Raw genomic sequence first — 25,040 nt, 5'->3', positions numbered from 1 at the left:
TTTCTTCCACTTTCTGAATTGGTTTATGGATGGTCCGCGCGAGCCTTGTCAGACGAAGCCAACATGCTTGCCAAATGGGGTGTTCTCGTCCCAATCATTTCGGCCGATACGATCGCTTTCTCCGGAGAGTTTTACGGTGTTCTGTAAGCTGTCGTGAGAAGGAACCTTTGCCCCGTGACGCTGGTCGCTCTCCAAGCGCATGCGTTTCTCGAATGCCTCGCTGATCGCCTCCTGCCGCTTTGCGACCCATCGACCGTCGGGATCGGAGAGGATCGAATTGGTTTGGCCGATGTCGACCTGGCGAGACGAAGCTGTCGCAGAAATCGGCATGACTTCCTGAACCTTGCGTCTGCTCATGAACTGTCCTCCTGCGGCTTTTCTCAGGGCCTTAGATCCCGGCGTACCATTCGTAGCCGCGGTCTTCCCAATAACCGCCGTTCCCGCCCCACAAGCCGGCGAAGCTGTCGACCAGTTCTATGCGCATGATGTACTTTGCCTGTTTGTAGCCGAGCTGCCGCTCGACCCTCAGGCGCAAGGGGGCACCGTGGCCGACGCTGAGGTCCTGGCCATTCATCTCGTAGGCGAGGATGGTTTGCGGATGAACCGCGTCGATGAGATCGATGCTCTCGTAGTATCGGCCGCTTCCATCCAGCGTCTTTTCGAGCTCGTCGGCACAGTGCAGAACGACAAAGCGCGCCGTGGGCTTGAGCCCGGTCAGGCGCAACAGATGGGCGAGCGGAACGCCTTTCCATTTGCCGATGGCGCTCCAGCCTTCGACGCAGTCATGGCGGGTGATCTGCGTGCGGGAGGGAAGCGCCTTCAGATCGGCGAGCGAATACTCTCGAGGCCGATCGACGAGACCGTCGATCTTCAGTCGCCAATTCGCAAACTTGCTTTCCAGCAGTTCCGCATATTCGTCGCTGTCGGGGGCACTCGTTCCATTCACGCGGAAGGAGGGGGAAATGTCCTTCTCGTCAAACTCACGCGCCAGCGCATTGCGCCCCTGAAGCAGTCTCTGTGCCTTCATGGTCAAGTGTTCGGCTGAGCGAAGGACATTGGCGACGTCTGCATTTTGGTCCAACAGGTCGCAGCCCGAGAGAGTAAGGGCACTGGCGCCGAGCGTGCCGCCGATGAGAAAGCGGCGTCGGGTGAAAAGCTTGCTCATGCCTTCGGTCCTTCCTCATGAATGATGTAACGTCCAGTGATCATCGAGCGGATGTTGTTCCAGGTCCCGGACAGGACGACCATCGCCACATGGACAATAACGAAGATGACGAGTGCCGATGCTGTGATGAAATGGATGGTTCGTGCGGATTGACGCCCACCGAAGATCTCAACAAGTGCGGGGAAAGCGGCGTCAATCCCGGGTGACATGGTCAAGCCCGTCACGACCATTAGGGGCAGCAGAATGACAATGACGGCCAGGTAGGTAAGCTTTTGAAGGGCATTGTAATGCTTTGCCTCCTCCCCTTGCGGAAAGCGCAGCCGAGCATGATCGAGAACTTCACGGCCAAGGTGGCTTGGCGAAAGCTCATGGGCCTTGGGTGCAAGGTCCCGTCTGAAATGTCCGCTGAGCAGGCTGAAACCGAGATAGACAATGCCATTGATGACAAACAGCCAGGCGAAGAAGAAATGCCATCGACGTCCGGCCGCAAGATCCTGGAATGAAGGGATGGTTGCCCAAGAGGGAAAAGCGCGTAAGACTTGTTCGCCTTCAACATTCGACACGCCGAGGACGCCTGTGGTGGGTAGTTCCAGGCCTGCAATGCGAGCAAAACCGCGCGGTTCGCCGCCTTCGTCATCAGCGCCAATCGTCAAGACGGCAGGATCACCGTCGGCGCCATAATGTCCCCAGTATAGTTCGGGGTGGGCGTTGAAGATCTGCAGTCCGCTCAAGAGAAGGAAACTCAGGCAAAGCACGTTCAGCCAGTGCGTAAGCCGGGTCACAACCGAGTGGCGGCGGATGAAGACCATTCGAGGATATTGAGCAGGAACATTATCGGCACTTTCGGTCATCTCAGCGTCTCTCGTCTGTGACGTTCACGGCTGCCGGTGGAGCAGCATCGATCGTATCGCCTGGCCGAAGCGGCGCGGCCGCTCCGGCCAGTGACGGCGTGGTCTTCACATGGGGGGAACTACGCCATTCTTGCCGACGACCACCTGATGGGCGACCGGGCCGTTTACAGACTTTTCGCCGGTGATGAAGACGACCGCCCCCGGCACGAGATCGTCCTTGGCTGCCGCAGCAATGGTCACGACAGGCGTACCATCCGGGATGGCGATCTTCTTTTCCTTGCCGTGATAGGTCACGGTGACAGTCCGTCCCTCGACGCCCTTGACGGCATCTGCCACCGTTGCGTTGGTCATGCTGCTGTCCGGCTTCAGATCCCAGCCGTAGCTGCCTTCTCCAAGGCCCTTCATCGCCGGCGGGAAGATCAGGATTTCGAGTGCGCCATCACCGCCGCCAGCCTTTGGCAGGGATGCAATACCGACAAAATCGCCGGGCTTAATGTCCGTCACCTTGGCTTCCGCAACGCCCGCGACCTTCCAGTCGTCGGCAAGCGCAACATCGACAGTCTCCCCCTCGCGGGTTTTCACCTTGAGTGTCGATCCCCCATAGGCGACGATGCTGCCGCGGACATGGATCGGCGCGGCTTTCTTATCTTCGGCAGATGCGGGTGTCGAAAGGACTGTTACAGAAAGGATGCTGGTCAGCCCGAGGGCCAGAGCGGGGAATACATTTTTCACTTAGATCTTCCTACTAGTTGGTAGTTTCGTTAGGCGCGATTGACCTGAGCAGGCTAGCTACGCAGGATTAGTGAGAGACAGTCGGTGTGAGGCGGTTGAGAGCAGGTTCGAGTATCATTGAGAACACTCCCGGCTTCCCATAGGCTCTCGCCGAAAGCATTGCCCCGTATACGGTTGCTAGAAATGTCTCGGCTTCAACATGCGGCGCACTGGTTAGACCCAGCTCGCCCTGCTTGGAACCGCGCTCCATGACCGAAGCCAGCCACGAGGAGATGAAGCGGAAAAAGTTCGTCACCTCGGTTGCGACTTCCGTGGGGAGGGAAGGCAGTTCACTGGCAAGCATGGCACAGACACAGTATGGCCTGCTCGCATCCTCAATGCATGCAGCCCAGTGGTTTGCATAAGCCTTGAGGATGTCCAGAGCATTCGGAACCTTCTGCTCAAGGACTGCCACGCTTGCCTGGCCATCCTCTCGATAACGCTTGACCAGCTCACGCACCAGATCGACCTTGCTCGGAAAATGATGATGGATGCTTGCCTTGCGGATACCGACAATCTCCGAGATATCGGCGTAGCTGAAGCTATTGTAGCCGCCGCTTATCAGAAGGTTTCGGGTGGACGCCAGAATGTCGTCCGAGGTGGTCGAAAGATTGCTCATGCAGCCTGTCTACCTTCTAGTAGGCAGATCGTCAACAACAAATTTTGGGTTTGCGTCAGCCGTCCGTGGAGACAGTCACGCCCTTCCAAGCTTCGATTTCCTGGGTCAGGCGTTCGATCCGCGCCGTTACATGTTTAAGCGCATCGCTGCCAAGGAGAAGTTGCGGCGGGGGATTGTCAGATTCGATGAGGGTCAGCACCGCGTCGGCGAGCTTTTGCGGATTTCCAAGCTGCTTGCCGCTCACTGCCTGACGCGCCTCGCGAATCGGATCAAACAGGGTATCATAGTCAGCAATGGAACGCTCTGTGCGGACCATGGAACGGCCTGCCCAGTCCGTCCGAAATGAGCCGGGGCAAAGGGTTGTCACACGAACACCGAACGGAGCCATTTCCGAACGCATGACCTCTGAAATACCCTGCAACGCGAACTTGCTGCCGCAGTAATAGGCGATGCCGGGCATGGTGATCATCCCGCCCATCGACGTGACATTGACGACAAAGCCCCGGCGGCGCTCGCGGAACCTCGGAAGAAACGCCTTGGCCACGGCGACGGCGCCGAACACGTTCACGTCGAACTGACGGCGCATCTCTTCGATTGGCGATTCCTCAAGAACGCCCTCATGACCGTACCCGGCATTGTTGATCAGCACATCGACCGGCCCGTGTTCGTCCTCGACTTGTCGGACGACGTCCGGGATTCGGTCGAATTCGGTGACATCGCAAAGAACCGGGGGTAGCGTCGGAAGAGTGTCCGCCAAGGCTTTGCGCGAGGCCTCAGAGCGGATGGTGCCGATAACCTTGTGACCGGCGTCAATAGCGGCAGTGGCGATCGCCAACCCGAAACCCGAACTCACACCCGTTATAAAAAACGTTTTGCTCGACATTTTCGAAACTCCTTGATTTATGCAAGATGACAGATAATCTGATGGTTCTCTTATCTCGATTGCGAATCCTCTCGATATTTTGCCAAATCCTATGATTTATGAAGAACCGTCCGTTGGCCATGACCGGCTTGTCGCCCTGGCCGGGCAACTTGCTCCCCGTCTCGGCTACAATCAGACGGCGATCGGTTGTGTCCGTATCCTGCGCACTGAAGCAGTCCTCAACGACGTGCCGGTTCTCTATAAGCCAGGGGCAGTCTTCGTATTACAGGGAAGCAAGCACGGCATCTTGGATGGGGAAGCCTACCTTTACGATGAGGATCACTATCTTGCCGTTTCGGTACCCGTTCCCTTCAGGATGACTTCCAAAGCCAGTCAGCAGAGACCGTTGCTGGCGATCTATCTCGAGTTCGACATGCAGGTGGCGGCAGAAATCGCCATGCAGGTCGAACAACATGCAGGTTCTCCGAGCGCCACGCCGAAGGGGCTATTCTCCAGCAGGATGGACCGCAGCATCCAGGACGTGCTTCTGCGCCTGGTCGAGGCGCTCCAAAGTCCGGCCGAGGTCGCTGTGATCGGAAGCTCCATCCTGCGCGAATTGCACTACCGCGTCATGGTCGGCCCGCAAGGCGACGCGATGATCGCGGCCCTTCAGCGAAAGGGGACGTCCGGAAAACTGGTCGAAAGCGTAGCGTGGCTGCGCGAGAACTATGGTTCTGACATCACTGTCGCGGATCTTGCCAAAAGCGTGGGCATGAGCGTCCCTTCGTATCACGTTCATTTCAAAAACCTGACCGGCTCAAGTCCGATGCAATACGTGAAGGCGATGCGACTCCACGAGGCGAGACTGATGATCGCGCGCCAGAGCGGGACCATTGCTGCCGTGGCTGCATCGGTCGGTTATGTCAGTCCCGCTCAGTTCAGCCGCGAATTCAAACGGCATTTCGGACGTACCGCATCGGAAGAGGTGAAGTGGGTCCAACAGCACCTTGGAGAACAGGTTTAACCCCATTTGCCAAGACCTGAACCCAGGGCGCCTCATACGAGATAACCGCCGAGCCGCAACCGGCAGCACATCAATCCAGCGCCGCCCTAAGAGCCGCTTCACAGTGAATGAGGGTCGTATCGAAGACAGGGACGGCGACATTATCCTGGTTCAACAGCATGCCCACCTCCGTGCAACCAAGGATAAGACAGTCGCAGCCTCGATCGATCAGTCGCTGCGCAATCAATTCGTACCTCAAACGGCTTTCCTTGGTTACGACATCGCGACACAGCTCGTCGTAGATGATGCGGTGGGTCTCCGCTCGATCTCCCGCTTCAGGAATTATCGGCAACAGTCCCCTAGCAGTCAGACGGTCGGTATAGAAGTTCTGCTCCATCGTGAAGGCGGTCGCCATCAGGCCCGGCTTGCGAAAGCCGCCGTCGAGGATCGCCGTCGCCGTGGCGTCTGCGATGTGTACGAACGGGATCGACACCCCGGCCAGAATCCTGCCCGCCACCTTGTGCATGGTGTTCGTCGCCAGGATGAGGAGCTCGGCGCCTCCACGCTCCAAAGCAATGGCTTTCTCATTCAGGATATCTGCCGCCGCGTCCCAATTGGAAGACACCTGCAACGTTTCGATTTCATCAAAGTCGACGGATCGTATGAGAAGCTCAGGAGAATGAAGTCCTCCCAGGGTCTCGCGGGTGAGCCGGCAGAGTTCACGGTAATAAATCTGCGTCGAGGCGGCGGACATTCCGCCAAGTATGCCGATGGTCTTCAAATGCTTTCTCCGGTTCCATCTGTTCCAGGTTCGCCCAAAAGTATGCATCCAGCGCAGAGGCGCCAAATCCGAAGGCTGGCGGTTCTAAGGCGTTTATACTCCATGTTTCTGCACCTTTTTTCGGTGCCGTTGAATAGAACGCGGTGCTCGAGGCGTACGGTCCGCCCCCTCGCGCCAATGCTCAGGCGCTTATGCCGCCATCGACAAGAATACCCGAGCCGGTGATATAGGCAGCACCTGGACCAGCGAGGAACGCAACGGCCTCTGCCACTTCTCTGGTTCTGCCGTACCGGGCGATCGACAGTTTTGGCAGGATGGCAGGCGCGAGATCACCGTCGGCAGGGTTCATCTCAGTGTCGATTGGCCCCGGTCGGACCAGATTGACGGTAATCTCCCTCGGACCCAGTTCACGCGCCAGGCCGCGCGTGAAGCTTTCCAGCGCTGATTTGGTCGCCGCATAAACCGCGATTCCTGCAAATGGCACCGCCAGGCCTGCATTGCTTCCGGTGCTGATGATACGGCCGCCATTCGGGATGTGTTTCAGCGCTGCCTGGGTGATCAGAAACACGCCACGAACATTGACGCTCAGTTGCAGATCTATTTCCTCCAGTGGCTGTACCGCGAAATCTCCTGCGAAGAGGACGCCGGCATTGTTAACCAGAATGTCGAGGCCGCCAAGTTCAGCGACGGTCCGCTCGACGGTAGCCGTAGCGGCGGCTGTGCTTGCTGCATCGGCCTGAATGGCCACAGCTTTGCGGCCCATAGTTCTGATCTCGGCGGCGAGAGCTTCGGCTTTTTCGGCCGACTTCTCATAGGTGATCGCAACGTCGGCACCATCTTTAGCCAGCTTCAGCGCGATGGCCGCGCCGATCCCGCGTGCTGCACCGGTAACAAGCGCGCTCTTACCCGAAAGAGGAAGATCATGGATGTTGTTCATGGCGGTTTACTCCGAAATAGTTCTGTTTCAAGCTGTGAGGAATGGTCCTCTGGTGGGGACCGACGTGGAGGCGGGAATGATCAAGCCGTCAATGCAGCGTTAGTCATTGAGCTCGTCAATGCGCGTGCTCATCGGCGCACCGCCTTGTTCGACGGAAGGCCAGCGGAAAGCCATCCTGCGACGAGAAGACAGAGTGCGATTGCGATTGCTGCCAGGCTATATGCCCGGCCGATGGATCTGGCATCGGTTGCAGACCCCAAATTCAAGAAGAACAACCCGCCAATGAGTGCAACCGCGAATGCGCCGCCAATCTGAAATGTGGAGTTGACGAGACCGGAGGCCAGTCCCGATTGCGGTCTGGCGACGCGCTGCACGACGCTTTTCAAAAGGTTTGGAAGCGCGATCCCCTGCCCCGCTCCAATGAGAAAGAGCGCTAGAGAGAGGAACTGGGCATGATCACTTGAGATAAGGGCGGCCGTTGCAAACAGGCCGCCTGCTTGCAGCCCCATGCCAATGGCAACGGAGTATCTTCCAAAGAAGCGGAGGACGCGCTCGCTTGCAAAGGGGCCAAGGACAAAACCGGCTGCGGCAGGCAGGATGGCGAGCCCGGCTTCAAAGGGCGTGCGGCCAAGGCCGCTCTGTTGATAAACCGAGAATACGAGCCAGAATGCCGCCAGAGAGTAGAAGAAGAAGGCAGCTGTCAACCCGCGCTTCAACCCCGAGACGTTCAGCAGGCTTGGTTCAAGGATAGGATTTCCGCCCGCTGTCTCGACGTTTCGCTCATGCCGCCAGAACAAGACGAAAAGCAGTGGTGAAGCACAGAGCATCAGAAGCAACCAGATTGGCCACCCCCGCTCCCGGCCCTCGATAAGCGGCGCGATCAGGGCAAAAAGTGCAAGCGCTATCAGCAAGGCTCCGCCCAAATCCAGATTGGTTGGGTGTTCCGAGCGGGTTTCGCGCAACATGAAGGAGGCCAGCGGCGCAGCGATCGCAATCACCGGGAGGTTGATCAGGAAAATGGCCCTCCATCCGAGACCGAAGATATTCAGTGCGATTAGCGCTCCACCGAGAAACAGGCCAGCCATCGATGCAACACCAAATGTCAGGGCGTAAAAGCTGAGTGCCTTTGATTTCTCGTGGTCTGGAAAAATTGCATTGATCGACGCCAGCGCCTGCGGTGCCATGATGGCCGCGGCAAGCCCCTGAAGGACACGGCCGGCGATCAACGCGGCTGGAGACCAGGAAAACCCGCACAAAGCAGATGCGACTGCAAACCCGACCATTCCAGCCAGAAAGACATTTCGTCGACCATAGAGATCTCCAAGCCTGCCCCCAGTGATCAGCATCACAGCATAGGTGGTGGCGTAACCAGAGATAATCAGCTGCATCGTTGACGCAGAGGCCCTGAAATCCACCCGGATCGAGGGCAGCGCCACATTGACGATGAAGAAGTCAAGCGGTGGCAAAAATGCGCCGGTCAAAAGGATGACCAGTGCAATCCATCGACGTGGATCGAGTTTGTCATCGGGATTGCTTGTGTCTCTCATAAGTGTCTCCACATCGACCAAAAAATCGATCGAAGGTTTGCAATGTTAAAAATTTGGAACCTATTGGTTCCAAATAGAAGTCAGCCAAGCGCCTTTAGCGCCAGTTTGACCATGGCCCTCGTCTCAGCGCGATCCGCTCCTGCTTTGGCAAGAACCCGCATGCCCTGAATCTGACACACGAGGAACCTGGCAAGCGTTCGTTCATCAAGCTCGGGATCGATTTCGCCCAAGGCCTGCGCTCTTATTATCGCCGCCGCATAAAGATCTTGCAGCCGCCTGAACAGCCGGGAAATACGTGGAGCGACCTCTTCATCCTCTGGAAGCATCTCGACGGCTGCAAAGACGACAAAGCATCCACGCAAACCTTCCTTTCCCGATGCTTGATCCACTTGTTGAGAAAAAGCTTCTAAAATCGCGGCTTTGGGCGACGGATTGGAATGCAGCGTTTCACCGACCGAGCGAACAGCGTCCTCAATGTAAGCGTCGAGGGCGCGCAGATAGACGCCTCTCTTGTCGACGAAAGCCTTATAAAAGCTGCCTCTGGAAAGTTTCATACCCTCAAGCAAGTCGGGAAGGGATGCATCGTGATATCCACGATCCCAAAATACGTGCATTGCTTTTCGAACTGCTTCATCGAGTTCAAATTCTCTAGGGCGACCAACGGACGCGGATATTTGAGTACGCTTGACCATGAACGCTATATGGAACCATTCGGTCTATAATGCAAGCGATATTTTCGGGATGACGCGCCAAGCGTCGGCACCCAACTTAGTTAGCGACGCCGATCGACAGGATAGGCCCGAGAGAATTCCCTGACCGCCATCAAAATCGGCATAAGCCCGCGGCCTGCTGAACTCAGCGAGTATTCGACTCGAGGAGGCTGCTCTTGAAAGTCGTGTCGGATTATGAGGCCGTCATTTTCCAGTTCCCTGAGATGTTGCGTTAGCATCTTCTGGGATATCCCAGGTATGTCTCTCATGAACTGCGATGCTCGCAATGATGGTTCGGCAAACAATCGGAAAAGGATCGGCAGTTTCCAACGTCCTGTAATCATCCGAAGCACCCTGCTGACATGAGAGACAGATCCGTCGGCTCCGAGGCATGTCGCCCTGTCCTCGACAGGCACTTTAAAGTGCGTAATTGCCTGTTTCATCAACGAACCTCATATCTGCAGGAGACGACAACACGGATGAGATATCGTGGACTTACAACTCCAAAACAAGGTTGCGCTGGTCACGGGAAGCAGTAAGGGGATTGGCGAGGGCGTGGCCAGAGGCCTCGCAAAGGAAGGGGCAACCGTTCTTGTCCATGGTCGCGACAGAATGAAAACAGAGGAAGTCGCGCATGACATCATATCCTCTGGAGGGCAAGCGTTCGCGGTATTCGGCGATCTAACTGTGCCGGATCAGGTCGATCGTCTGGTTCGTGATTCAAAGGCTGCAGCAGGCTCAATCGACATCCTGGTCAACAATGCCGGCGGATCTGCCCCGGCGGAGGATTGGACCTCGACAAACTCTGAAACGTGGGCCGCTGTCTATGACAGGAACGTGCTCGCATCTGTGAGGATCGTCTCGCTCGCTCTGCCCGCAATGAAAGCGTCGCGGTGGGGTCGGATCATAAACATCTCAAGCCTGGCGGCCCTGATGCCGCCTGCAAGTCGACCGGACTACTCTGCCGCCAAAGCAGCCATGATCGCGATGACGGCGTCGCTCGCAAAAGACGTTGCTGCACACGGCATCACCGCAAACACCGTTTCGCCTGGAACGGTGCATAGCATCAGTTTGGATACCGCATTCCGTAAGAAAGCAATTGCGATGGGTATGGCCATTGACGCCCCCTGGAATGACATTGAGAGAGAAATCCTGCCGTTGTTTGCTCAGGTGCCCGTTGGAAGGGTCGGAACCCTCGAGGAGATTGCTGATGCGATTGCTTTTCTCTCAAGCCCTCGTGCCGGCTATATCACAGGGGCGAACATTCGACTTGACGGAGGAATGTGGCCAGGGACGTAGCTGGGCAACAGAGGAGCTGCGCCAAACCTGTCTGGGTGCTCGCATCATTTCCAGCTTGTCATGACGAACCGGTCGATCTCCGCTTCGAGTTCCTGGTCATCCGGCGTCCCACCCATGAAGCCACCATGGGGCATAGCTTCGAAGACGTGCAATTCGGTTTCCACGCCAGCTTTTCGCAAGGCTCGATGCATCCTCACCGTGTTCGATAGGAACAGGTCACGCGTGCCGGTCTGCAGAAATGTCGGCGGGAAGCCCCGCAGATCGCCAAAGAGTGGCGATAGATAGGGATTGGAAAGATCTGCACCACCAGCGTAGAGCAGGTTGCTTGATCTAAGCGGGCGAGGCAGAACCAGATCAAGCATCTGGTTGGTTTGGAAACTGTCGCCCGATTCGGTGAGGTCAAACTGTGGAGAGAGCAGGACTAGTCTGCCGGGCATTGGCATGCCTTCATCTCTCGCTCGCAGCAGCATAGCAGTCGCGAGATTGCCGCCTGCCGATCTCCCCATGATGACCACCTTGTCGGGGGATGACCGTTCAATACATGACGGTACGTGGCCAAGCAGTCATCAAGAGCGGCCGGATAGGGATGCTCAGGCGGCATCCGGTAATCGACACCGTAGCATCGAACGGCATGCTGGTGAGCTTGGTGTCGCGCACTGACGCGACAGGCCTCACCGCCTCCTGCGCCGCCATGCAGGTCGATGAGTGCGCTACGCTCATGAAATGATCCGTGCGGCCTCGCGACATGGATCGTTGCTTGTTCGACTACAATTGTCTCGACTGTGGACTTCAAACTCCCGGCAAGATCTTTAGCCGCGGCGGCGTAGTGTGCATCTACTGCGGCTTTCATCATCATCCAGCCTGAAAAATCCTCTGGGGACGGCATTTCATACCGCGCGTTGATCGGGCTGCCGTCCTCGTCTACCAGGCGTGACAGCGACGCCTGGGCTTCTACGCTAATGGATTGTGGGGGATAAATTGTTCGTGCAGGTATGGTTACGCTGCGTGTGAAATTGCTCATTTTTTCTTGCTCTGTCATTGGTCGAAAATCGACATCTTTATCCCTACCTCGGAATATCGGTCTGGCTTATCAAATTACGATGATCTGCACGCGACGACATCGCATGGAATTGATGCCGGTGTCCGCGGCTCCTTCTTTGCCGCATCCCAGAAATGTGTGGGGGACGTTGCATCCATTGCCGACCTCAGCCAGCTACCACCTCAACAATCTTGGGCCAGTAGCCGCTCCCAACGCAGTCACGAACGCGATAGCAACCGAATACCATATTGCGACGAAGGCAGCGCCATCGTTGAGACAAGCGATCGTATAGGCAAGGGCACCGACGGAACCTGCGAGCAAACCCGCGACAGCGCCTGCTCGGCCAAGCCGCGTAGGCGTTCCTGCCCGCATGGCAGCAAGAAAAGCAGCCAACGCAGGAATGGAAGCCATAATGATGATGCCTGCACAACTTGACACCGAATAAGTGTGAACCCCAAGCAATGGAAAGCCGCTCCGGTCGAGCAATGCTCCGGCAAGCAGGAACGCCACGCCTGGAGCAAGACACAGCAACGCACGAAGCGCCCGGCCCGGTCGTACCACGGTCCTAGCGAGCTGAAACGCGCCAGCTGCGATAAAGGCCATGCCGATGACTTTGAACTGGAACGTCCAGGTCGGCAAGATCCGCGCGAGATCTGAACGCGCCCCGGCAATCAGCAGAACCACGCCAGTTGCCGCCAGGATCGAAAAGACCATGGCAGCGGCAAGGACAATGGAGAGACTGGGTGTTGCCGACGATCGTTTTCCTGCCTGCGTTGCCAATCCCTTGATCAGATCGTCGGTCCGCCCCGTCAGCCGTTGGGTGTCATTCATGGTCGAAGCCTTTTCTCCGCGCGGCAACCATCAGTTTCTTTAAGGAGCGATGGAACGCGACCCGCACCGCCCCTTCACTTGATCCGAGCCGTTCTGCCGCCTCTTTGGTCGATGCGCCCTGAAGACCGATGGCGCGGACAGCAGCCTGTTCGCCACGAGGCAAGGCAGAAATGAGTTTCTCTACATCTGCCGGATTGCGCTCCGGATCGAACGCCTCCGAAGAAAAGATGCCAGCCCATTCCTCCTCGGTCAGATCAATGCGCACGCGTGCATCCCGTCCTAGGCGCCGGCTTGCATCAATGATCTTGTAGCGCGCAATTGCATTCAGCCAGGGAAGCAGAGCCCTCTGCGTATCCCATTGATGGCGACGGGAGTGAACGGCGATCAACACCTCCTGGACGACATCCTCTACCTCTGCGAGACTGAAGCGCATGCGCCGCAGATGCGCTTCGACGATCCTGCGCACCGAAGAGGCGAAGTCCCGAAGAAAGGCTTCATAGGCAGCACTATCTCCAATACGTTCGGCCCGCATCGCTTTCGCCCATCTGTCTTCCCGTGTATCCATGCATTTGTAACTTCGTTGGACGAGACCTGTTATTACGTGGCATTTCGAAAATCTTCCGATTTTGCCCAATGATCACATAACCGTGACGATGTAAGATCGAGGACTCGGCATCGAAAGACTCCATCGAAGCATGTGCTTTATCACGAAAGGAGTCCAAGATGATCATGAATAGACGCAGATTTTCAACTGCATTGCTTGTTGGTGCGGCGGCAAAGCTGGTTTCAACCAACGGCATGGCCGCACCAGCGATTGCCCGCCCACCAAATGCCCGCAACATCGTCTTCGTCCATGGGCTTTTCGCCGATGGCTCCTGCTGGAGCGAGGTTATATCCAGGCTACAGCCCAAAGGTCTGAACATCACGTCGGTCCAGAACCCTCTGACCACCCTACCCGAGTCGATTGCGGCTGCCGAGCGCGTGCTGGCGCGGCAGGACGGCCCAACCGTCCTTGTCGGGCACTCGTTCGGCGGAATGGTCGTAACGCAGGCAGGTATGCATCCAAATGTGTCCGCTGTCGTATATATCGCAGCCCGTGCCCCAGATGCGAATGAGGACTTCGCCGCATTGGCTAAGACTTATCCTACACCTCCCGCATCTGCTGGTATTGTTTTCGACGGCGAGGAAGGCAGGCTAACCAAGAGGGCGTTCCTTGAGGACTTCGCCGGCGATATCCCAAGGGCTCGTGCGGAAGTGCTTTACGCAACACAGTATCCGTTCCGGAAGGCGCTACTCTCAGGCAAAGTTACCGAAGCCGCTTGGCGCCACAAGCCTAGCTATTATGCGGTGTCGAGCGAAGACCGCACGATCAACCCGGACCTGCAGCGCTTTCTCGCCAAACGCATGGACGCAAAGGCAATCGAATTAAAAGCCAGCCATCTCTCGCTGATCTCGCACCCGGACGAGGTCGCGGAGCTTATCCTGGAAGCTGCAGGCTAGAAAGCCTAGCCCGATCCGCGAGCGAGACAGTCAGACATCGCTGCGTGACCTCCCCTAAGCCTGCGCTAATCGTCAAGTGACCTTTTTGCAAAGCGGACGGTTTCCAGGCAACTAGGCGAGCAGGGCAATCGAGAGAGGACGACAGCCAAGACTGGGGGTGTCGTTCTTTCTACGAGTTGTTAGCCAGTGAATATATGTTTGCCAGGTTGTTCAGATTCATCTCTCAAGAAATCTAGCTCTTGAATGGAACTGAACCGCTGACCTATAGATTACTGCTGCGTACAAACAGGAAAGTGATCAGCAACCCTTCCTTTGAAAATGCCGATAATAGGCGATTTTCGGGCATTTTTAATTGTAGCCCGAATGTCTACAATCCCGATTAAAAGCCCTGTTTTGGCATGTACAGCTATATGATTTCGCAAGAACAGGAATGAAAGCGGCTAACGAACACTACTGCTTCGTGCTCCTAATTTCGGCCGTTTCATCGTCTAGTCGACAAATCGAGGAGCTGTCGCTGCCTTTACCGGTGAAACGTGACTTGGTGGCAAATCGACTGCTTTGCTTCTTATCAAGATTCACCGCAGCTATAGAAAGGTAGACTGGGATCACTGAGAACACCGTTCGGCGATCAGCTAATGTGCGGATCCTGCGGTTCCTTCTGTCGATGGAAGTCCGCGACCTCTCATTCATGCTTTAGACGCTCCCAGTCGCGGATCAGCAACCTGTAGTTTTCACGGAAAACCGCCTCTTCGTTTCCTAGCAGTGGAGTCGTTTGCGGAGAGAAAAATGTCCGACGAAGAGCGTCGATAATACGCATATCACTTGGATCAAATTCTGTCAGGGCTTGCTGCATCACCCATAAACCCAACCTTCCGCCCTCTTCGGAGAGCGCCGGCTCTTCGCTGGAATAGGGGTACACGACGCGGGTATATTCTTCCCTAACACGTGTGTGGAGTGCATCCCTTATACGAATTGTGCCACCTAGGTCCTCAATTCGCAAATTACCGTGCACGCTTTGGGGGACGATCTCGACTGGTTCGTTTGACCAGCGCAATTTTGCACTGAGTAATTCGAGGACTCCGTCTTTCAGCAGCGGGTATAGTCGCTTGAAAATTCTGTTTGACTTAATACGATCATCAGTCAGTTGTGTTAGATCACCGTCGCCCGATATGTGCCTTTTAACATCTGGCGGGTGTTTCATTCGACGAGAGCTTCGACAGGCAGTTTGCGATGTCAGAATTCAAATCGGAAAACAGGCGAGTGCTCATTGGGGTAGCCGCCAGCACGGTGACTTCCAGGTCATTAAAGTTTGTCTCTCGAAGCTGAGACTGAAAGTCGTCATCCAACGCTTTTGCCTGTAAGTGAAACTCTCGCTCGGGCGTGGACATCCCGTGGTTTTTTATGGAAACAAATATTCGGGTTCCGTCTGACAGGATGAGTGTTCCGTCAAAGCCTGGCATGGCACCCCGCGCCGGCTCGACCCGGCAGGAATCCTGTCGAAACAGGTTGAGCGCGACAATCTCGAAGAGAGCTCCTGCGGATTGGCCTTCATCACCAATTTTGATGTTGCGCACCTGACCCCGAAGCCAAGCTGGAGAGTCGCGCCGAAAACGCTCGACCGCGTCCCCAAAATTCAAAAGCTCATTGGTGGATAGCGCATCCTGCCGGCGCCACAACTTTTGCAAGGGGTGCCCCCCACAGCGTTCAGCCAGCCTTCGTCGAACTGATCAGCAATCGCCTGGAGCTTGGCATTCAACTGGTCGCGGTCGACCGCGACAACGTTCTGGCGGTTAGCGAGGAAATCTTTCGGCATTGCAGAACCTACCCCAGGGCTGTTTTAACATGAGCTGCGCTTGAGCCGTCAAGCCGCTGGACTATACGCAGCGAAAAAAGCCGCACTCACAGTACCGTTTGATTATTCGCACCGTGCATCGAACCTGCGACAAACTCAATCCGCGGCAGGCCGAGGGCATCATAAACTTCACGATTGACAATATTAATGACAAGATTGAACGCTTCGGCCAACTCTGAAAACGATGCATTCAAGCTGGTTGCAGTTTCTTTGGTTAGATGGGCGGAAACCTTGTTGCCCGCCACGATACAGAGCGCAAGAAGTGACTCCGCGCGAACTGGGGAGATCCCCGGCCAGATTTTCGTCACTTGCGATACTGCAAGCGACGAGAGCCCCAGATCCGCCATCTGTAGGTCGTCAGCGTGATATCGCGCTGGCTGGACTGCCTGGAGGGTTCCACCCGATGCGGTGATGCCGAGAAAAAAAGTAACCCGCGAGACACGAGAACAGCAGCATCCGCCAGCGAATGCGTCAAGAAGCGCTGGTCAGAGATGCGGATTTCAAGGCTGGACGTCACCACTCTAAGTGACCCCACATGTTCCAGCGCTGGACCAAGATCAATAAACGCCTGCATCTCGCGTAGTCTCGCAGGAATTCTGTAATTCAAGATATCTGACAAATTACTTTCCTTAAGACCCAACCGCTTACCATGCAAAGTCCTGTGCCCCGACAACCAGAGCAGGCGCAATAACCCTGGTTGGAGCGCCTGTTTCCTTCAGTAGAGCTGCAGCGCAGGTCGATCATACCGCAAAGGATTCGGTGCCTGAGCTGCAGGTAGACCGAACGCGAGCCTTTGCATACAGGGCAGGCACAGATCGGTGAGTGTCATCAGCACGACGGGGTTGAGGAGCTCCCTATTCGAAAGATGGAACTCAGTCTCCTTGTTGTGCACGATTGAGCACCGGACTTGGTAGATGATTTTGGGGAGCGCCGTCCGGAGCTCGCCCGCGTTGTTGACGTGCAACACCTCATTTCGCTTCTTAACCGTCAGACGCCGCATGAACTCCTGGAACGGCTGCTCCAAGAAATCCACACGCTGAAACAGGCCCGTGAACTTAGTGTCAACGAAATCGGCGAGTGTCAGGCCGCCGATAACGATGTCCCAGGAAGTCCTGAACAGTTGAGTAAGGTGATCCAGCTCCTTCTTCTCGACCGCAAGCTCCATCTGCTTAAAGTGGCGTATGCCGAAAAATGTACCGACGTTGCCGTTAGCGACTTTGGCTATCTGTGCTCGTATCATATAATTTTCGAGGACGTGATAGCTGCTCAATATCGTATCCAGCACCGTCGTTCGGCCGTTGATCTCACCCAGGATCTCGAATGGTTCTGAGAATTGACTGTATTCGTTAACGGTCGTCAACGTCTCTGAGATTCCTACGAGCGCAGTTGAGTCGGGGGCGATGATCGCATTTGTAAGGCGATATCCATTCAAGAGGAGGTGATATTTCACATAGGATTGCCGTCGAGCTCCGTCATTCATCGAGGAGATTATCCATCGCCTCCCACTCATGTCGCCGGCATGTTGGCCGACCAAGAGCGTTGCGCAGGCCGTCATCACTCTCGGGACGGTATGGGCAGTGACCGGGCTGCTCTGTGTCAGGTCGATAAATGCAAAGGATTCCGTGAGATGATTAGGTCTTTCATAGATGTATAACTGGATCCGCCGATCGTCATGTGCGAAGGCCTCCAAGTCTGTGACTTCGCTGATATTGAGTTGATTGATTTCGGCGGGCGCCGGGTCGTCTAACGCATCCAAGTCGATAAGGTTGGCTAAGTCCAGGAAAATTGGAAGGTTCACTGCCTTCGGAAAGATAGACGCGAGGGGGAGCTGCGGGGGAAGGCCGTCCAGGAAAGACTTGACCTGTTCAGCGTAGTCATCGTCTTCCTCCAGGAATAAATCGGTGGCCCGGGACGCGAGTTCCGATGCGGCGAAGATGATGTTGTTGTTGGCATCCAGAATATCGTTCGGCAGTATCGTTTCGTCTGCCGTCAAGGCGTCAGAGATTATTTCGATAATATTTTCACGGAGCGTCATTGGCGGCGCCCTCCCCGATTTTTCCCCACTGGATGAGACCGTCATTCCTCCCCTTGAGAAACTCCAGGGTCGCGCTGAACACTTCGCGCTTATTTACGTTTCCGATGTTGACCTTCGACAACTCGAGATTATTGCGCCATCGCTCAAACTCCTCGAGGTTGAGGGTTGCAATGAATTGGGGTATTTTTCCCTCAAAATCTCGAAGCGCCTCGACCTTGCCTCCGGCTCCTCCTTCAGCGAGCGCTCCGATGGCTCCGAATATGCCGACAAGAACGACCTCTCTACCTAGCCAGCGGACGCCGACGTCCGTTCGAAGACTATGATCAAGTGCGGCAATGGTATGGGCAAACGCTCGCAGAACTTGGTCATCTACGTCCAGCAGGGTCTCATCCGACTCTCTCTCCCCTGGAAACGCTTGGTCGGCAGAATATTCCGCGTTAGTTGTGACGAGAGCTCCATCGAGCAACGAAACGAATGCGGAGATCAGGTGTGCGAAGTGATATTCACCTGGCTGACGTCCCTTGCTGTAGCTTATGGAAGATTTGTCCTTTTCGCGGAAAACCATACCAGGCGCCAGCTCGGCTTGCAGCTTCTCGAACCGGCTCCAAAAAATTAATTCGATCTGGTGCTTTATGTTGACGGATTTGTGGCCCGCATTGAGCACGAGCATTTTCTGAATCTGGGCAGCATCTGAGAGCCCAAACCATACCTCCAACCAGATGGTATTACGTTCGAAAAGGAATTCCCGCCCATTGCCACCGCGGTGCGCTCCAAGCGCTTTCTGAAAGATTTGCGGATTGATGCCTTTCTTTCGAAGATTATTGGCTTGCTGACGGGCCAATTGAGGTACGCTCAGCGAGGAGTTATCTTCGAATTCTTTCTCAATGAAGTCTACAGTGTCCCAAATTTCCTTCAAACGGTGGCTGCGCTGCAGTCCGTCAAGGACCTTGAAATTTGCAGGAAGATCGAATTCTTCCTTGCTGGATAGATCAGGTGGAATCTCGCCTCCAACCAGGACAATCGGCGGTATGTGACGCTGCGCCGATAGCGTATCCCAAAGATTGTCGAGGAACCGGTTCGTAACGATGCCGCGTTGAATGTAAAATTCGCGAAAATTTTCCGGTAGTCCATTCACATAATCCGCGAGTGATGCTTTGCAAAGCAAACATGTGGCATCTCCCTCATTGAACCTGTCCAAAACCTTGAGCTTCATATGTTTCTTGACCCCTCACAGGCTCATCACTCGGCCTGACCCCATCAGAAGGACCAGTATCATGAGACGTTTGACCAATTAGTTAAATGCACGTCGAGGTTGATCTGTCGACCTACTACTTAGAAATCCATATTTTGTTGCGAAGCCGGATATTGTTCCCTATATGTTCCGTTTGGTTTCAGTCCACAGGAAATAAGAGGCATGATGATGCAATTTGCACCACTTTGGCATAGCTTCGGTGAACTCTGCACCCGGTATGATTCATGCAAGCTCCAGCTCATAAGAAAACCGTCAGAACGTCCGTAATGCTTCCGGAAGCGGTCCATAACCGCATCCAGTTGCTCGCGGATGCCAGTGATGTTTCCGCCGCGTGGGTTATCCGTGCGGCGGTCATGCAGTTTCTTGCGGAGCACGGTGAAGAGACGAACCTCCCGCTGCGCCTTCCGAGATCGAAAGAGGATATGAGATGAGCGCGGAAACGATTCGTCAGAAAATCGCCCGACTACAGGCTGGCGGCAAACCGCGACTTCTGGACCTCTTTGCCGGATGCGGCGGCCTTTCACTCGGCTTTCATTCGATCGGCTTTTCAGTTCGTGCTGCCATTGAGTTCGATCCGGACGCAGCGCGTTCCCATGGTCTGAACTTCCACGGGGGTGACGCGCGTCACAGCAAAGCGCGCGACATCATCAATACACACCCTGACGATCTCGTTGCAGAGCTCGGTCTGGGACCGGTCCAGGATGCGTTCGACATTCTCGTTGGCGGCCCGCCATGTCAGGCCTTCGCACGTGTCGGCCGCCCGAAACTTCGTGAGATTGATGCTCACCCGCAGGCTTTTCGTCACGACCCGCGTGCGCGTCTGTATCAGGAATATCTGCGTTACGTCGATGCGTTTAAACCGTTGGTCGTCGTGGTGGAAAACGTTCCGGATGTGCTGAACCATGGGGGCCAGAACATCGCCGAGGAGATCTGCGAGGTCCTCGAGGACAAAGGATACGTCTGCGGCTATACCCTGCTGAACGCGGCGTTCTATGGCGTACCGCAGATGCGCGAACGTATGTTCCTGATTGCCTACCGTCGCGAAGTCTCCGAGAAGATTTCTTTTCCTGAACCAACAAACTGGCTGGTCCTTCCTCCGGGTTATCAGGGATCTCGAGCAGTTGCGCTCAAGGTGCTCAACGGCCACCTTTCGTCAGCCCATGACTATCTCGAACCCCCCTCTGCAGTCCCATCTCTGCCCGCGGCAGTCACCGTCGAACAAGCGATCGGAGATCTTCCGCGCATCGATGCCCGCAGCAAACTCGCCTCAGGAGAACTGCGGCGTGGCGCGCGCCGCATGGATGAGACAATCCCGTACGACCGGCGGCAGAAGATATCGGCATACGCGAAGCTGATGAGGTCCTGGCCGGGCTTTGAAGCGCCGCAAGACGGGCTGCGCGACCACGTCATCCGTTATCTGCCCAGAGACTACCCTCTGTTTGCTCGTCTTAACCCCGGCGATCAATATCCGCAGGCATGGCAGCACGCGATGAACATGTTCAATGAAAAACTGGCTGATCTCAAAAAGGCCGGGAAACAAATCGCCGAGGGATCTCCCGAATATGAGAGCCTGAGGGACGCGATCGTTCCACCCTATGACGCGTCGAAGTTTCCGAACAAGTGGCGCAAGATGTGGAGCGATCAGCCGGCCAGAACCCTGATGGCTCATCTGGGCAAGGACAGCTACAGCCATATTCATTATGACAGCGAACAGGCACGTACGATTTCGGTGCGTGAAGCCGCCAGATTGCAGTCGTTCCCGGACGGCTTTGTCTTCAGCGGTACTATGAACCCGAGCTTCAAGCAGATTGGAAATGCCGTACCTCCCCTGATGGCAAGAGCACTTGCTGCGCGGATCATGGAGACGTTGTGTCCGAGCCAGAAAGAGAGCCTTGATGGATATCCGAGAGCGGCAGCAGCAGTATAAGGACGCAGTTCAGGCCTTTCCAGGCATGACGAAATGGACGCGCGTAGCAGACGCGTTTGGTGTCTCGAACAGCGCCAAAATTATCGGCGGGGCACTCTTTGCCTTCAACATCAATCTCGCATCCTACAGCGCGGCATATGACCAGATAGCGGTCCATTGTTTGCTGCGCTTCCCGCCGGAAGACGAGATCTATTTCACGATCTTCGTGAAGAACGATCTTCCAGTCCTCGAAGCCCGGCTTGAAGAGATGCGTGGCTCAGGCAGCTCGAAGCCGAGGAACTCCGGGCAGAAAAGCGCTGCCGATGAGGACGAGCCTGTCGAGGAGAGCATCGCAAACGAAGAGCCGGTCGCTGCCACCGCCCCAGACACTCTGGATTACACTGACAACAACAAGAATGTGAAAGGCTACATTGCCAGCGACGGGCGTCTTTATCTTCGCAATAAAGGCTATTGGGATACAATGCCCGCTGATCTCTCAACGATCAGCAAGCCTGTCGCAATTGATCGGATTGTCTTTGCCATATGGCCGCCAGCAGCATCTGCCAGCAGGGGCCTGATGGCTCGCGAACTGATCGGGTATCTGGGCAACCTGATCGGACGCGAGAAAATCCACGAGTTACGCGTGTGGGCTGACATGGACGCCGTCAGCGCCGACATGCAACGCATGCCGGCAAGTCTGTCTCTCAAGGAGATCGAAGACGCAATCGCCGCAGCGGGTGGCCACTATCCCGATGGAGAAATCTCGCGCTTCCACGGCGCCATGAATTTCCTCTCCTCCAAGCATTTTGTCATCCTGTCCGGGTTGTCGGGCACAGGGAAAACCCGCCTGGCTATCCAATATGCCCATGCCGTCCACGGACTATCCGGCAAGGAGAGCCGCGATCCCTTCCTGTTCATTTGCCCGGTCAGGCCGGAGTGGACGGATCCGACGGGGCTGACCGGCTATTACGATGTGCTATCGAACCGATACATAATCCCCCCGTTCCTTGAGGCAGTCCTGCTGGCGACTGCGCATAGGGATTCACCGGTATTCGTCGTCCTTGACGAAATGAATCTGGCCCGAGTCGAATACTATCTTTCTGACGTCCTCTCTGCGATGGAAAGTGGCGAAAAAATACGCCTTCATTCCAGCGGCGTGCCGCTGGAAGGCTCAAATGGCACGCCGGTTCCTGCGGCGCTCGAGCTCCCGTCGAACCTCTACATCGCCGGCACGATCAACGTCGATGAAACAACCAATTCTGTCAGCGACAAAGTACTGGACCGGGCAATCGTGATCGACATGTCCAGCGTTGATCTCCCGGGCTTTTTTGACGCCCTTATGAAACGCGAACCCTCTCTGACCGACGCGCGAGCGGCCTGCGAGGAGGTGCTTGGTCAGGCGAGGACAATCCTTGCCGCGCACGGATTGGGCTTCGGCTATCGCGTTGCTGAAGAAGTCGTGCGCTACCATACCTTCGCAGAAAAGCACCTGAACCCGGCTCCGAACTCGGTTATCGACGATCTGATGGTTCAGAAAATTCTGGTCAAACTGCGTGGCGGTGAGCGTCAGCGCCCGATGCTGGCGGGACTGACAAAAGCTCTTGCAGGACTTCCGCGCTCTCAGAACTTCCTGACGAAGCTTCTTTCAGATCTAGACGAGTACGGGGCCTTCCAGGCGAACAGGTAGCCAGATGGAAGCCCTGCTCATAAGAGACGAGAAAACCGGCGCTGAATGGCGCGTCTGGCCGGATCCCGAGGCCATACCGGCGGGTTCGATTCACGAAACCGGCTCCTACCTCTTTGAACTCACCGGAGCTGAGCACGCGGATACAGCGGATCTCCTGATTGACGACGTGAGGCTGGAGGCTTTGCGTGCTCCGACACCCGGTTCCGCGCGGTGGCGATGGCCGCCGGGATTCCAGGCCGGGTTGGTGGAAGCTGAGCTTCGTCTTTCAGGCCGCTCACCTCGCCGCTTCGAAATCACCACCGATCCTGATCTGCGCAAGCTGACGCGAGACGATTTCGATGCGATGGTTCGCGAAATCCTTGACGATACGTTCGCCCTTTTTTCACTGAGCAGTTTCAGAAAGGGTATCGCGAGGGGGAACGGCGCCCGCCCACCGGCAATAGCAAGGCTGGAATTCCTTCGCTCGCGCATCGAGGAACTGGAGATAGTCGTCGCTGCGATAGCACGCAGTCCGAGGCGGATCCTAAAGGCGCGGGATAGGAATGTCGCGCACTATCAGGCCACGCGGGCAAGCGGCCCCGAAATCCTGCGCTCCTTCCAATCCGGACCGGTTCTGAGAGAGACGACGGATACGACGCGCCTGCCCGCTGCGCTGAAAGGCTTTCTTCCAGCTCAGATCCGAATCCGCCAGCGCCAGAGTTCTCTTGATCTTCCGGAACATCGGCAGATGGCCGCCTGTCTTCGCGCCTGGACGGCATGGCTGACAGTAGCGGCCGACCAACTGCACAAAGGTAGCCGCGATCGCGACACCGAGGTCGGCAGGGAAGCGAGCGCCTGGGCAAGGCGCTGCAGGCGCCTTGCGGGACGGCTTAGCAAGCTCGGGACGTCTGCACCGTTCGTTGAGGCTGAAGACGCTCCTCCTCGTCTGACACTTTCGGCTCTCTTTCGTAACGACCCGTCCTATCGCCGCTTTTATCGCCTCTGGCAGGACATGAATCTCGGCATCGCCGCAATCTTCGGTGACTTCCTGAACCTGCCGCTGGCGCGAACCTTCGAGCTTTACGAACTCTGGTGTTTTCTGCGGCTCGTGCGGGCCGCGACGCTGGAATTCGGGGACGAAAGCGTCGCAGTTCAGGATCTCTTCATCCGCGATGCGTCAGGAGGCCTTACGGTTGCAGCCGGCGCTGTTTCCGTCTCCGTTGGCGACAGCTGGCAGCTCTGTTTCCAGAAACAGTATCGCGAATTCTGGCTTGAGCCGGATCGGCGCGGATCTTACAGCCGCACCATGACGCCAGACATCGTTGCTGCTCGAACCGCGGCGGCTGGCGGCGAGCGGGGCAGGATGATCGTTCTCGATGCTAAATACAGGGTCGCTGACGGGTTGAACGATGCCTTGACCTCAATCCACACCTATCGCGACGCGCTGGTGCAGGAGGCCGAAGCAGGAGATGTCAAAGCAATTGTCAGCGCTGCCTATCTACTCACGCCTGAAATGCCAGTTGTCGGTAGTACTTACCGCTCCACCCCTATGCCTGGCAGGTTGTTTCATCCGCAGTACCGGTCCGGTTTCCGCTTCGGAGCAATGACTCTGAAACCAGGCATGGCTATGTCAGATCTGGCCTCAGCCCTCCGACTGATCATCGCCGACGCCACCTCAGAGGAACCTGCATAATGGATGTTCTGACCAAGGAACAACGCCGTCTGAACATGAGCCGCATCCGTGGGCGGGACACAAAACCTGAATTGCTGATCCGCACTGGGCTACACGCAAGAGGTTACCGCTTCAGAGTGAACGTGACTAGTCTCCCCGGCCGCCCGGATATCGTTTTCCCAAAATACAGAGCCGTCATTCAGGTCAACGGATGCTTCTGGCACGGCCACGACTGTCATCTGTTCAAGATGCCCGCCTCGCGTCAGGAATTCTGGGCGGAGAAAATTTCAGCAAATCGTGAACGTGACCGACGGACTAACCGAGCTCTGTCAGACGCCGGGTGGAGTGTCCTCACGGTTTGGGAGTGTTCCATGAAGGGAGTGAAGCGGAGGCCGCTTAGCGAGGTCATTACTTTTTGCGAGACTTTTTTGCGAGAACCAAAAAGCCAGCTTTCTAGCATCGGGGCCAAATAAGCATTTCTGCTAGGGGCTTAAGACAAACAACGCCATCGCCTGTAAAGTATCCATAATTTACCTCACCTCGCTTAGCGAATACCGACGGGACAGCTTTTCTGCGAGAATCTATCTCAGTAGGTTGTGTGGAGCTTGCAGTTTTTCAACTTGGGTTGCTTTATGTCTACGGGAGAGATGCACTTTTTAGGAAGTGTGGGGCTGTGACTTCAAATCACAGGTTATGGCCGTTTCAACTACGTTTGATGGGGTAGCTTGCACACGGGGGGCAG

At 56.0% G+C, this 25,040-nt stretch carries 27 protein-coding genes and 1 pseudogene; 8 read left to right on the top strand and 20 right to left on the bottom strand.

Features of this window, described 5'->3' with window-relative positions; all coding sequences use genetic code 11:
• Positions 1-48: 48 nt before the first annotated feature.
• The 6 genes from V9K95_RS15375 to V9K95_RS15350 form a co-directional block, all read right to left on the bottom strand.
• On the bottom strand, positions 49-357 hold the full coding sequence (locus V9K95_RS15375; protein WP_267227761.1) for a hypothetical protein: 309 nt from the start codon (positions 355-357) through the stop codon (positions 49-51).
• 31 nt (positions 358-388) lie between these two features.
• Positions 389-1,165, bottom strand: coding sequence for a molybdopterin-binding protein (locus V9K95_RS15370; protein ID WP_336441130.1), 777 nt, complete (start codon positions 1,163-1,165; stop codon positions 389-391).
• A complete protein-coding gene (locus V9K95_RS15365; protein WP_336441131.1) occupies positions 1,162-2,016 on the bottom strand; it encodes a cytochrome b/b6 domain-containing protein in 855 nt (284 codons plus the stop codon). The genes V9K95_RS15370 and V9K95_RS15365 overlap by 4 nt, the downstream gene beginning before the upstream one ends.
• Positions 2,017-2,121: 105 nt before the next feature.
• The gene (locus V9K95_RS15360) at positions 2,122-2,748 is read right to left on the bottom strand and encodes a hypothetical protein (protein WP_336441132.1); all 627 of its coding nucleotides are present in this window, start codon (positions 2,746-2,748) and stop codon (positions 2,122-2,124) included.
• A 67-nt stretch (positions 2,749-2,815) separates the two neighbouring features.
• Positions 2,816-3,406 (bottom strand): TetR/AcrR family transcriptional regulator, encoded by a 591-nt coding sequence (locus tag V9K95_RS15355; protein ID WP_336441133.1) that lies wholly within the window; start codon positions 3,404-3,406, stop codon positions 2,816-2,818.
• 55 nt (positions 3,407-3,461) lie between these two features.
• The gene (locus tag V9K95_RS15350; protein ID WP_336441134.1) at positions 3,462-4,289 is read right to left on the bottom strand and encodes an oxidoreductase; all 828 of its coding nucleotides are present in this window, start codon (positions 4,287-4,289) and stop codon (positions 3,462-3,464) included.
• 76 nt (positions 4,290-4,365) lie between these two features.
• On the opposite strand from V9K95_RS15350, the gene V9K95_RS15345 reads away from it, so the two are divergent.
• Complete coding sequence (locus V9K95_RS15345; RefSeq protein WP_442958570.1) at positions 4,366-5,292, top strand: AraC family transcriptional regulator N-terminal domain-containing protein; 927 nt, start codon at positions 4,366-4,368, stop codon at positions 5,290-5,292.
• A 70-nt stretch (positions 5,293-5,362) separates the two neighbouring features.
• Here the strand turns inward: V9K95_RS15345 and V9K95_RS15340 are convergent, their stop codons facing one another.
• From V9K95_RS15340 to V9K95_RS15320, 5 genes are all read right to left on the bottom strand, one after another.
• Complete coding sequence (locus V9K95_RS15340; RefSeq protein WP_267227771.1) at positions 5,363-6,052, bottom strand: aspartate/glutamate racemase family protein; 690 nt, start codon at positions 6,050-6,052, stop codon at positions 5,363-5,365.
• Between the two features lie 181 nt (positions 6,053-6,233).
• Positions 6,234-6,989: an SDR family oxidoreductase gene (locus tag V9K95_RS15335; protein ID WP_267227772.1), complete on the bottom strand. Its 756-nt coding sequence runs from the start codon at positions 6,987-6,989 to the stop codon at positions 6,234-6,236.
• Between the two features lie 128 nt (positions 6,990-7,117).
• The gene (locus tag V9K95_RS15330) at positions 7,118-8,536 is read right to left on the bottom strand and encodes an MFS transporter (RefSeq protein WP_336441136.1); all 1,419 of its coding nucleotides are present in this window, start codon (positions 8,534-8,536) and stop codon (positions 7,118-7,120) included.
• A gap of 80 nt (positions 8,537-8,616) precedes the next feature.
• Positions 8,617-9,150: a TetR/AcrR family transcriptional regulator gene (locus tag V9K95_RS15325; protein ID WP_323748361.1), complete on the bottom strand. Its 534-nt coding sequence runs from the start codon at positions 9,148-9,150 to the stop codon at positions 8,617-8,619.
• 158 nt (positions 9,151-9,308) lie between these two features.
• Positions 9,309-9,689 carry a winged helix-turn-helix transcriptional regulator gene (locus tag V9K95_RS15320; RefSeq protein WP_267227775.1) on the bottom strand — a complete coding sequence of 127 codons (381 nt, stop codon included), beginning with the start codon at positions 9,687-9,689 and terminating at the stop codon, positions 9,309-9,311.
• Between the two features lie 46 nt (positions 9,690-9,735).
• Between V9K95_RS15320 and V9K95_RS15315 the strand changes: the two genes are divergently transcribed.
• Positions 9,736-10,545, top strand: coding sequence for an SDR family NAD(P)-dependent oxidoreductase (locus tag V9K95_RS15315; RefSeq protein ID WP_267227776.1), 810 nt, complete (start codon positions 9,736-9,738; stop codon positions 10,543-10,545).
• A 44-nt stretch (positions 10,546-10,589) separates the two neighbouring features.
• Here V9K95_RS15315 and V9K95_RS15310 read toward each other — a convergent pair.
• From V9K95_RS15310 to V9K95_RS15300, 3 genes and pseudogenes are all read right to left on the bottom strand, one after another.
• A pseudogene (locus V9K95_RS15310) lies at positions 10,590-11,395 on the bottom strand (alpha/beta hydrolase).
• A 363-nt stretch (positions 11,396-11,758) separates the two neighbouring features.
• Positions 11,759-12,415, bottom strand: a complete 657-nt coding sequence (locus V9K95_RS15305) for a DUF1109 domain-containing protein (protein ID WP_336441137.1) — start codon at positions 12,413-12,415, stop codon at positions 11,759-11,761.
• A complete protein-coding gene (locus tag V9K95_RS15300) occupies positions 12,408-12,980 on the bottom strand; it encodes a sigma-70 family RNA polymerase sigma factor (RefSeq protein ID WP_267227779.1) in 573 nt (190 codons plus the stop codon). The genes V9K95_RS15305 and V9K95_RS15300 overlap by 8 nt, the downstream gene beginning before the upstream one ends.
• Positions 12,981-13,138: 158 nt before the next feature.
• Here V9K95_RS15300 and V9K95_RS15295 point away from each other — a divergent pair, with 158 nt between their 5' ends.
• Positions 13,139-13,915, top strand: coding sequence for an alpha/beta fold hydrolase (locus tag V9K95_RS15295; RefSeq protein ID WP_267227780.1), 777 nt, complete (start codon positions 13,139-13,141; stop codon positions 13,913-13,915).
• Between the two features lie 682 nt (positions 13,916-14,597).
• Here V9K95_RS15295 and V9K95_RS15290 read toward each other — a convergent pair.
• The 6 genes from V9K95_RS15290 to V9K95_RS15265 form a co-directional block, all read right to left on the bottom strand.
• Entirely contained in the window at positions 14,598-15,116 is a 519-nt protein-coding gene (locus tag V9K95_RS15290) for a hypothetical protein (protein WP_336441138.1), read from the bottom strand.
• Positions 15,094-15,600 carry a hypothetical protein gene (locus V9K95_RS15285; RefSeq protein WP_336441139.1) on the bottom strand — a complete coding sequence of 169 codons (507 nt, stop codon included), beginning with the start codon at positions 15,598-15,600 and terminating at the stop codon, positions 15,094-15,096. The genes V9K95_RS15290 and V9K95_RS15285 overlap by 23 nt, the downstream gene beginning before the upstream one ends.
• Before the next feature lie 214 nt (positions 15,601-15,814).
• On the bottom strand, positions 15,815-16,075 hold the full coding sequence (locus V9K95_RS15280; RefSeq protein WP_336441140.1) for a hypothetical protein: 261 nt from the start codon (positions 16,073-16,075) through the stop codon (positions 15,815-15,817).
• Positions 16,072-16,386 (bottom strand): hypothetical protein, encoded by a 315-nt coding sequence (locus tag V9K95_RS15275; RefSeq protein WP_336441141.1) that lies wholly within the window; start codon positions 16,384-16,386, stop codon positions 16,072-16,074. Before V9K95_RS15275 ends, V9K95_RS15280 begins: the two co-directional genes overlap by 4 nt.
• 96 nt (positions 16,387-16,482) lie before the next feature.
• A complete protein-coding gene (locus V9K95_RS15270) occupies positions 16,483-17,802 on the bottom strand; it encodes a hypothetical protein (protein WP_336441142.1) in 1,320 nt (439 codons plus the stop codon).
• On the bottom strand, positions 17,789-18,718 hold the full coding sequence (locus V9K95_RS15265; RefSeq protein ID WP_336441143.1) for a hypothetical protein: 930 nt from the start codon (positions 18,716-18,718) through the stop codon (positions 17,789-17,791). The genes V9K95_RS15270 and V9K95_RS15265 overlap by 14 nt, the downstream gene beginning before the upstream one ends.
• A gap of 560 nt (positions 18,719-19,278) precedes the next feature.
• Here V9K95_RS15265 and V9K95_RS15260 point away from each other — a divergent pair.
• The 5 genes from V9K95_RS15260 to V9K95_RS15240 are packed head-to-tail and all read left to right on the top strand — an operon-like array spanning position 19,279 to position 24,771.
• Entirely contained in the window at positions 19,279-19,485 is a 207-nt protein-coding gene (locus V9K95_RS15260) for a CopG family transcriptional regulator (RefSeq protein WP_337345109.1), read from the top strand.
• On the top strand, positions 19,482-20,981 hold the full coding sequence (locus tag V9K95_RS15255) for a DNA cytosine methyltransferase (RefSeq protein ID WP_336441144.1): 1,500 nt from the start codon (positions 19,482-19,484) through the stop codon (positions 20,979-20,981). Before V9K95_RS15260 ends, V9K95_RS15255 begins: the two co-directional genes overlap by 4 nt.
• Complete coding sequence (locus tag V9K95_RS15250) at positions 20,950-22,647, top strand: McrB family protein (protein WP_336441145.1); 1,698 nt, start codon at positions 20,950-20,952, stop codon at positions 22,645-22,647. Before V9K95_RS15255 ends, V9K95_RS15250 begins: the two co-directional genes overlap by 32 nt.
• Positions 22,648-22,651: 4 nt before the next feature.
• Positions 22,652-24,319, top strand: a complete 1,668-nt coding sequence (locus V9K95_RS15245; protein WP_336441146.1) for a DUF2357 domain-containing protein — start codon at positions 22,652-22,654, stop codon at positions 24,317-24,319.
• Positions 24,319-24,771, top strand: a complete 453-nt coding sequence (locus tag V9K95_RS15240) for a very short patch repair endonuclease (RefSeq protein ID WP_336441147.1) — start codon at positions 24,319-24,321, stop codon at positions 24,769-24,771. The genes V9K95_RS15245 and V9K95_RS15240 overlap by 1 nt, the downstream gene beginning before the upstream one ends.
• Positions 24,772-25,040: the final 269 nt, after the last annotated feature.

The sequence above is a fragment of the Phyllobacterium sp. CCNWLW183 genome, from assembly GCF_037203775.1.
GTDB classification, from domain to species: domain Bacteria; phylum Pseudomonadota; class Alphaproteobacteria; order Rhizobiales; family Rhizobiaceae; genus Phyllobacterium; species Phyllobacterium ifriqiyense.
Note: the sequence above shows the minus strand (reverse complement) of the source record. Positions and strands in the feature narration are given on the sequence as shown.

What these genes read in the sequence shown, in the direction of transcription:
- V9K95_RS15375 (WP_267227761.1), bottom strand. Translation starts at nt 357, where the DNA reads ATGAGCAGACGCAAGGTTCAGGAAGTCATGCCGATTTCTGCGACAGCT.
- V9K95_RS15370 (WP_336441130.1), bottom strand. Translation starts at nt 1,165, where the DNA reads ATGAGCAAGCTTTTCACCCGACGCCGCTTTCTCATCGGCGGCACGCTC.
- V9K95_RS15365 (WP_336441131.1), bottom strand. Translation starts at nt 2,016, where the DNA reads ATGACCGAAAGTGCCGATAATGTTCCTGCTCAATATCCTCGAATGGTC.
- V9K95_RS15355 (WP_336441133.1), bottom strand. Translation starts at nt 3,406, where the DNA reads ATGAGCAATCTTTCGACCACCTCGGACGACATTCTGGCGTCCACCCGA.
- V9K95_RS15350 (WP_336441134.1), bottom strand. Translation starts at nt 4,289, where the DNA reads ATGTCGAGCAAAACGTTTTTTATAACGGGTGTGAGTTCGGGTTTCGGG.
- V9K95_RS15335 (WP_267227772.1), bottom strand. Translation starts at nt 6,989, where the DNA reads ATGAACAACATCCATGATCTTCCTCTTTCGGGTAAGAGCGCGCTTGTT.
- V9K95_RS15330 (WP_336441136.1), bottom strand. Translation starts at nt 8,536, where the DNA reads ATGAGAGACACAAGCAATCCCGATGACAAACTCGATCCACGTCGATGG.
- V9K95_RS15325 (WP_323748361.1), bottom strand. Translation starts at nt 9,150, where the DNA reads ATGCACGTATTTTGGGATCGTGGATATCACGATGCATCCCTTCCCGAC.
- V9K95_RS15320 (WP_267227775.1), bottom strand. Translation starts at nt 9,689, where the DNA reads ATGAAACAGGCAATTACGCACTTTAAAGTGCCTGTCGAGGACAGGGCG.
- V9K95_RS15305 (WP_336441137.1), bottom strand. Translation starts at nt 12,415, where the DNA reads ATGAATGACACCCAACGGCTGACGGGGCGGACCGACGATCTGATCAAG.
- V9K95_RS15300 (WP_267227779.1), bottom strand. Translation starts at nt 12,980, where the DNA reads ATGGATACACGGGAAGACAGATGGGCGAAAGCGATGCGGGCCGAACGT.
- V9K95_RS15295 (WP_267227780.1), top strand. Translation starts at nt 13,139, where the DNA reads ATGATCATGAATAGACGCAGATTTTCAACTGCATTGCTTGTTGGTGCG.
- V9K95_RS15290 (WP_336441138.1), bottom strand. Translation starts at nt 15,116, where the DNA reads ATGAAACACCCGCCAGATGTTAAAAGGCACATATCGGGCGACGGTGAT.
- V9K95_RS15270 (WP_336441142.1), bottom strand. Translation starts at nt 17,802, where the DNA reads ATGACGCTCCGTGAAAATATTATCGAAATAATCTCTGACGCCTTGACG.
- V9K95_RS15260 (WP_337345109.1), top strand. Translation starts at nt 19,279, where the DNA reads ATGCAAGCTCCAGCTCATAAGAAAACCGTCAGAACGTCCGTAATGCTT.
- V9K95_RS15255 (WP_336441144.1), top strand. Translation starts at nt 19,482, where the DNA reads ATGAGCGCGGAAACGATTCGTCAGAAAATCGCCCGACTACAGGCTGGC.
- V9K95_RS15250 (WP_336441145.1), top strand. Translation starts at nt 20,950, where the DNA reads ATGGATATCCGAGAGCGGCAGCAGCAGTATAAGGACGCAGTTCAGGCC.
- V9K95_RS15245 (WP_336441146.1), top strand. Translation starts at nt 22,652, where the DNA reads ATGGAAGCCCTGCTCATAAGAGACGAGAAAACCGGCGCTGAATGGCGC.
- V9K95_RS15240 (WP_336441147.1), top strand. Translation starts at nt 24,319, where the DNA reads ATGGATGTTCTGACCAAGGAACAACGCCGTCTGAACATGAGCCGCATC.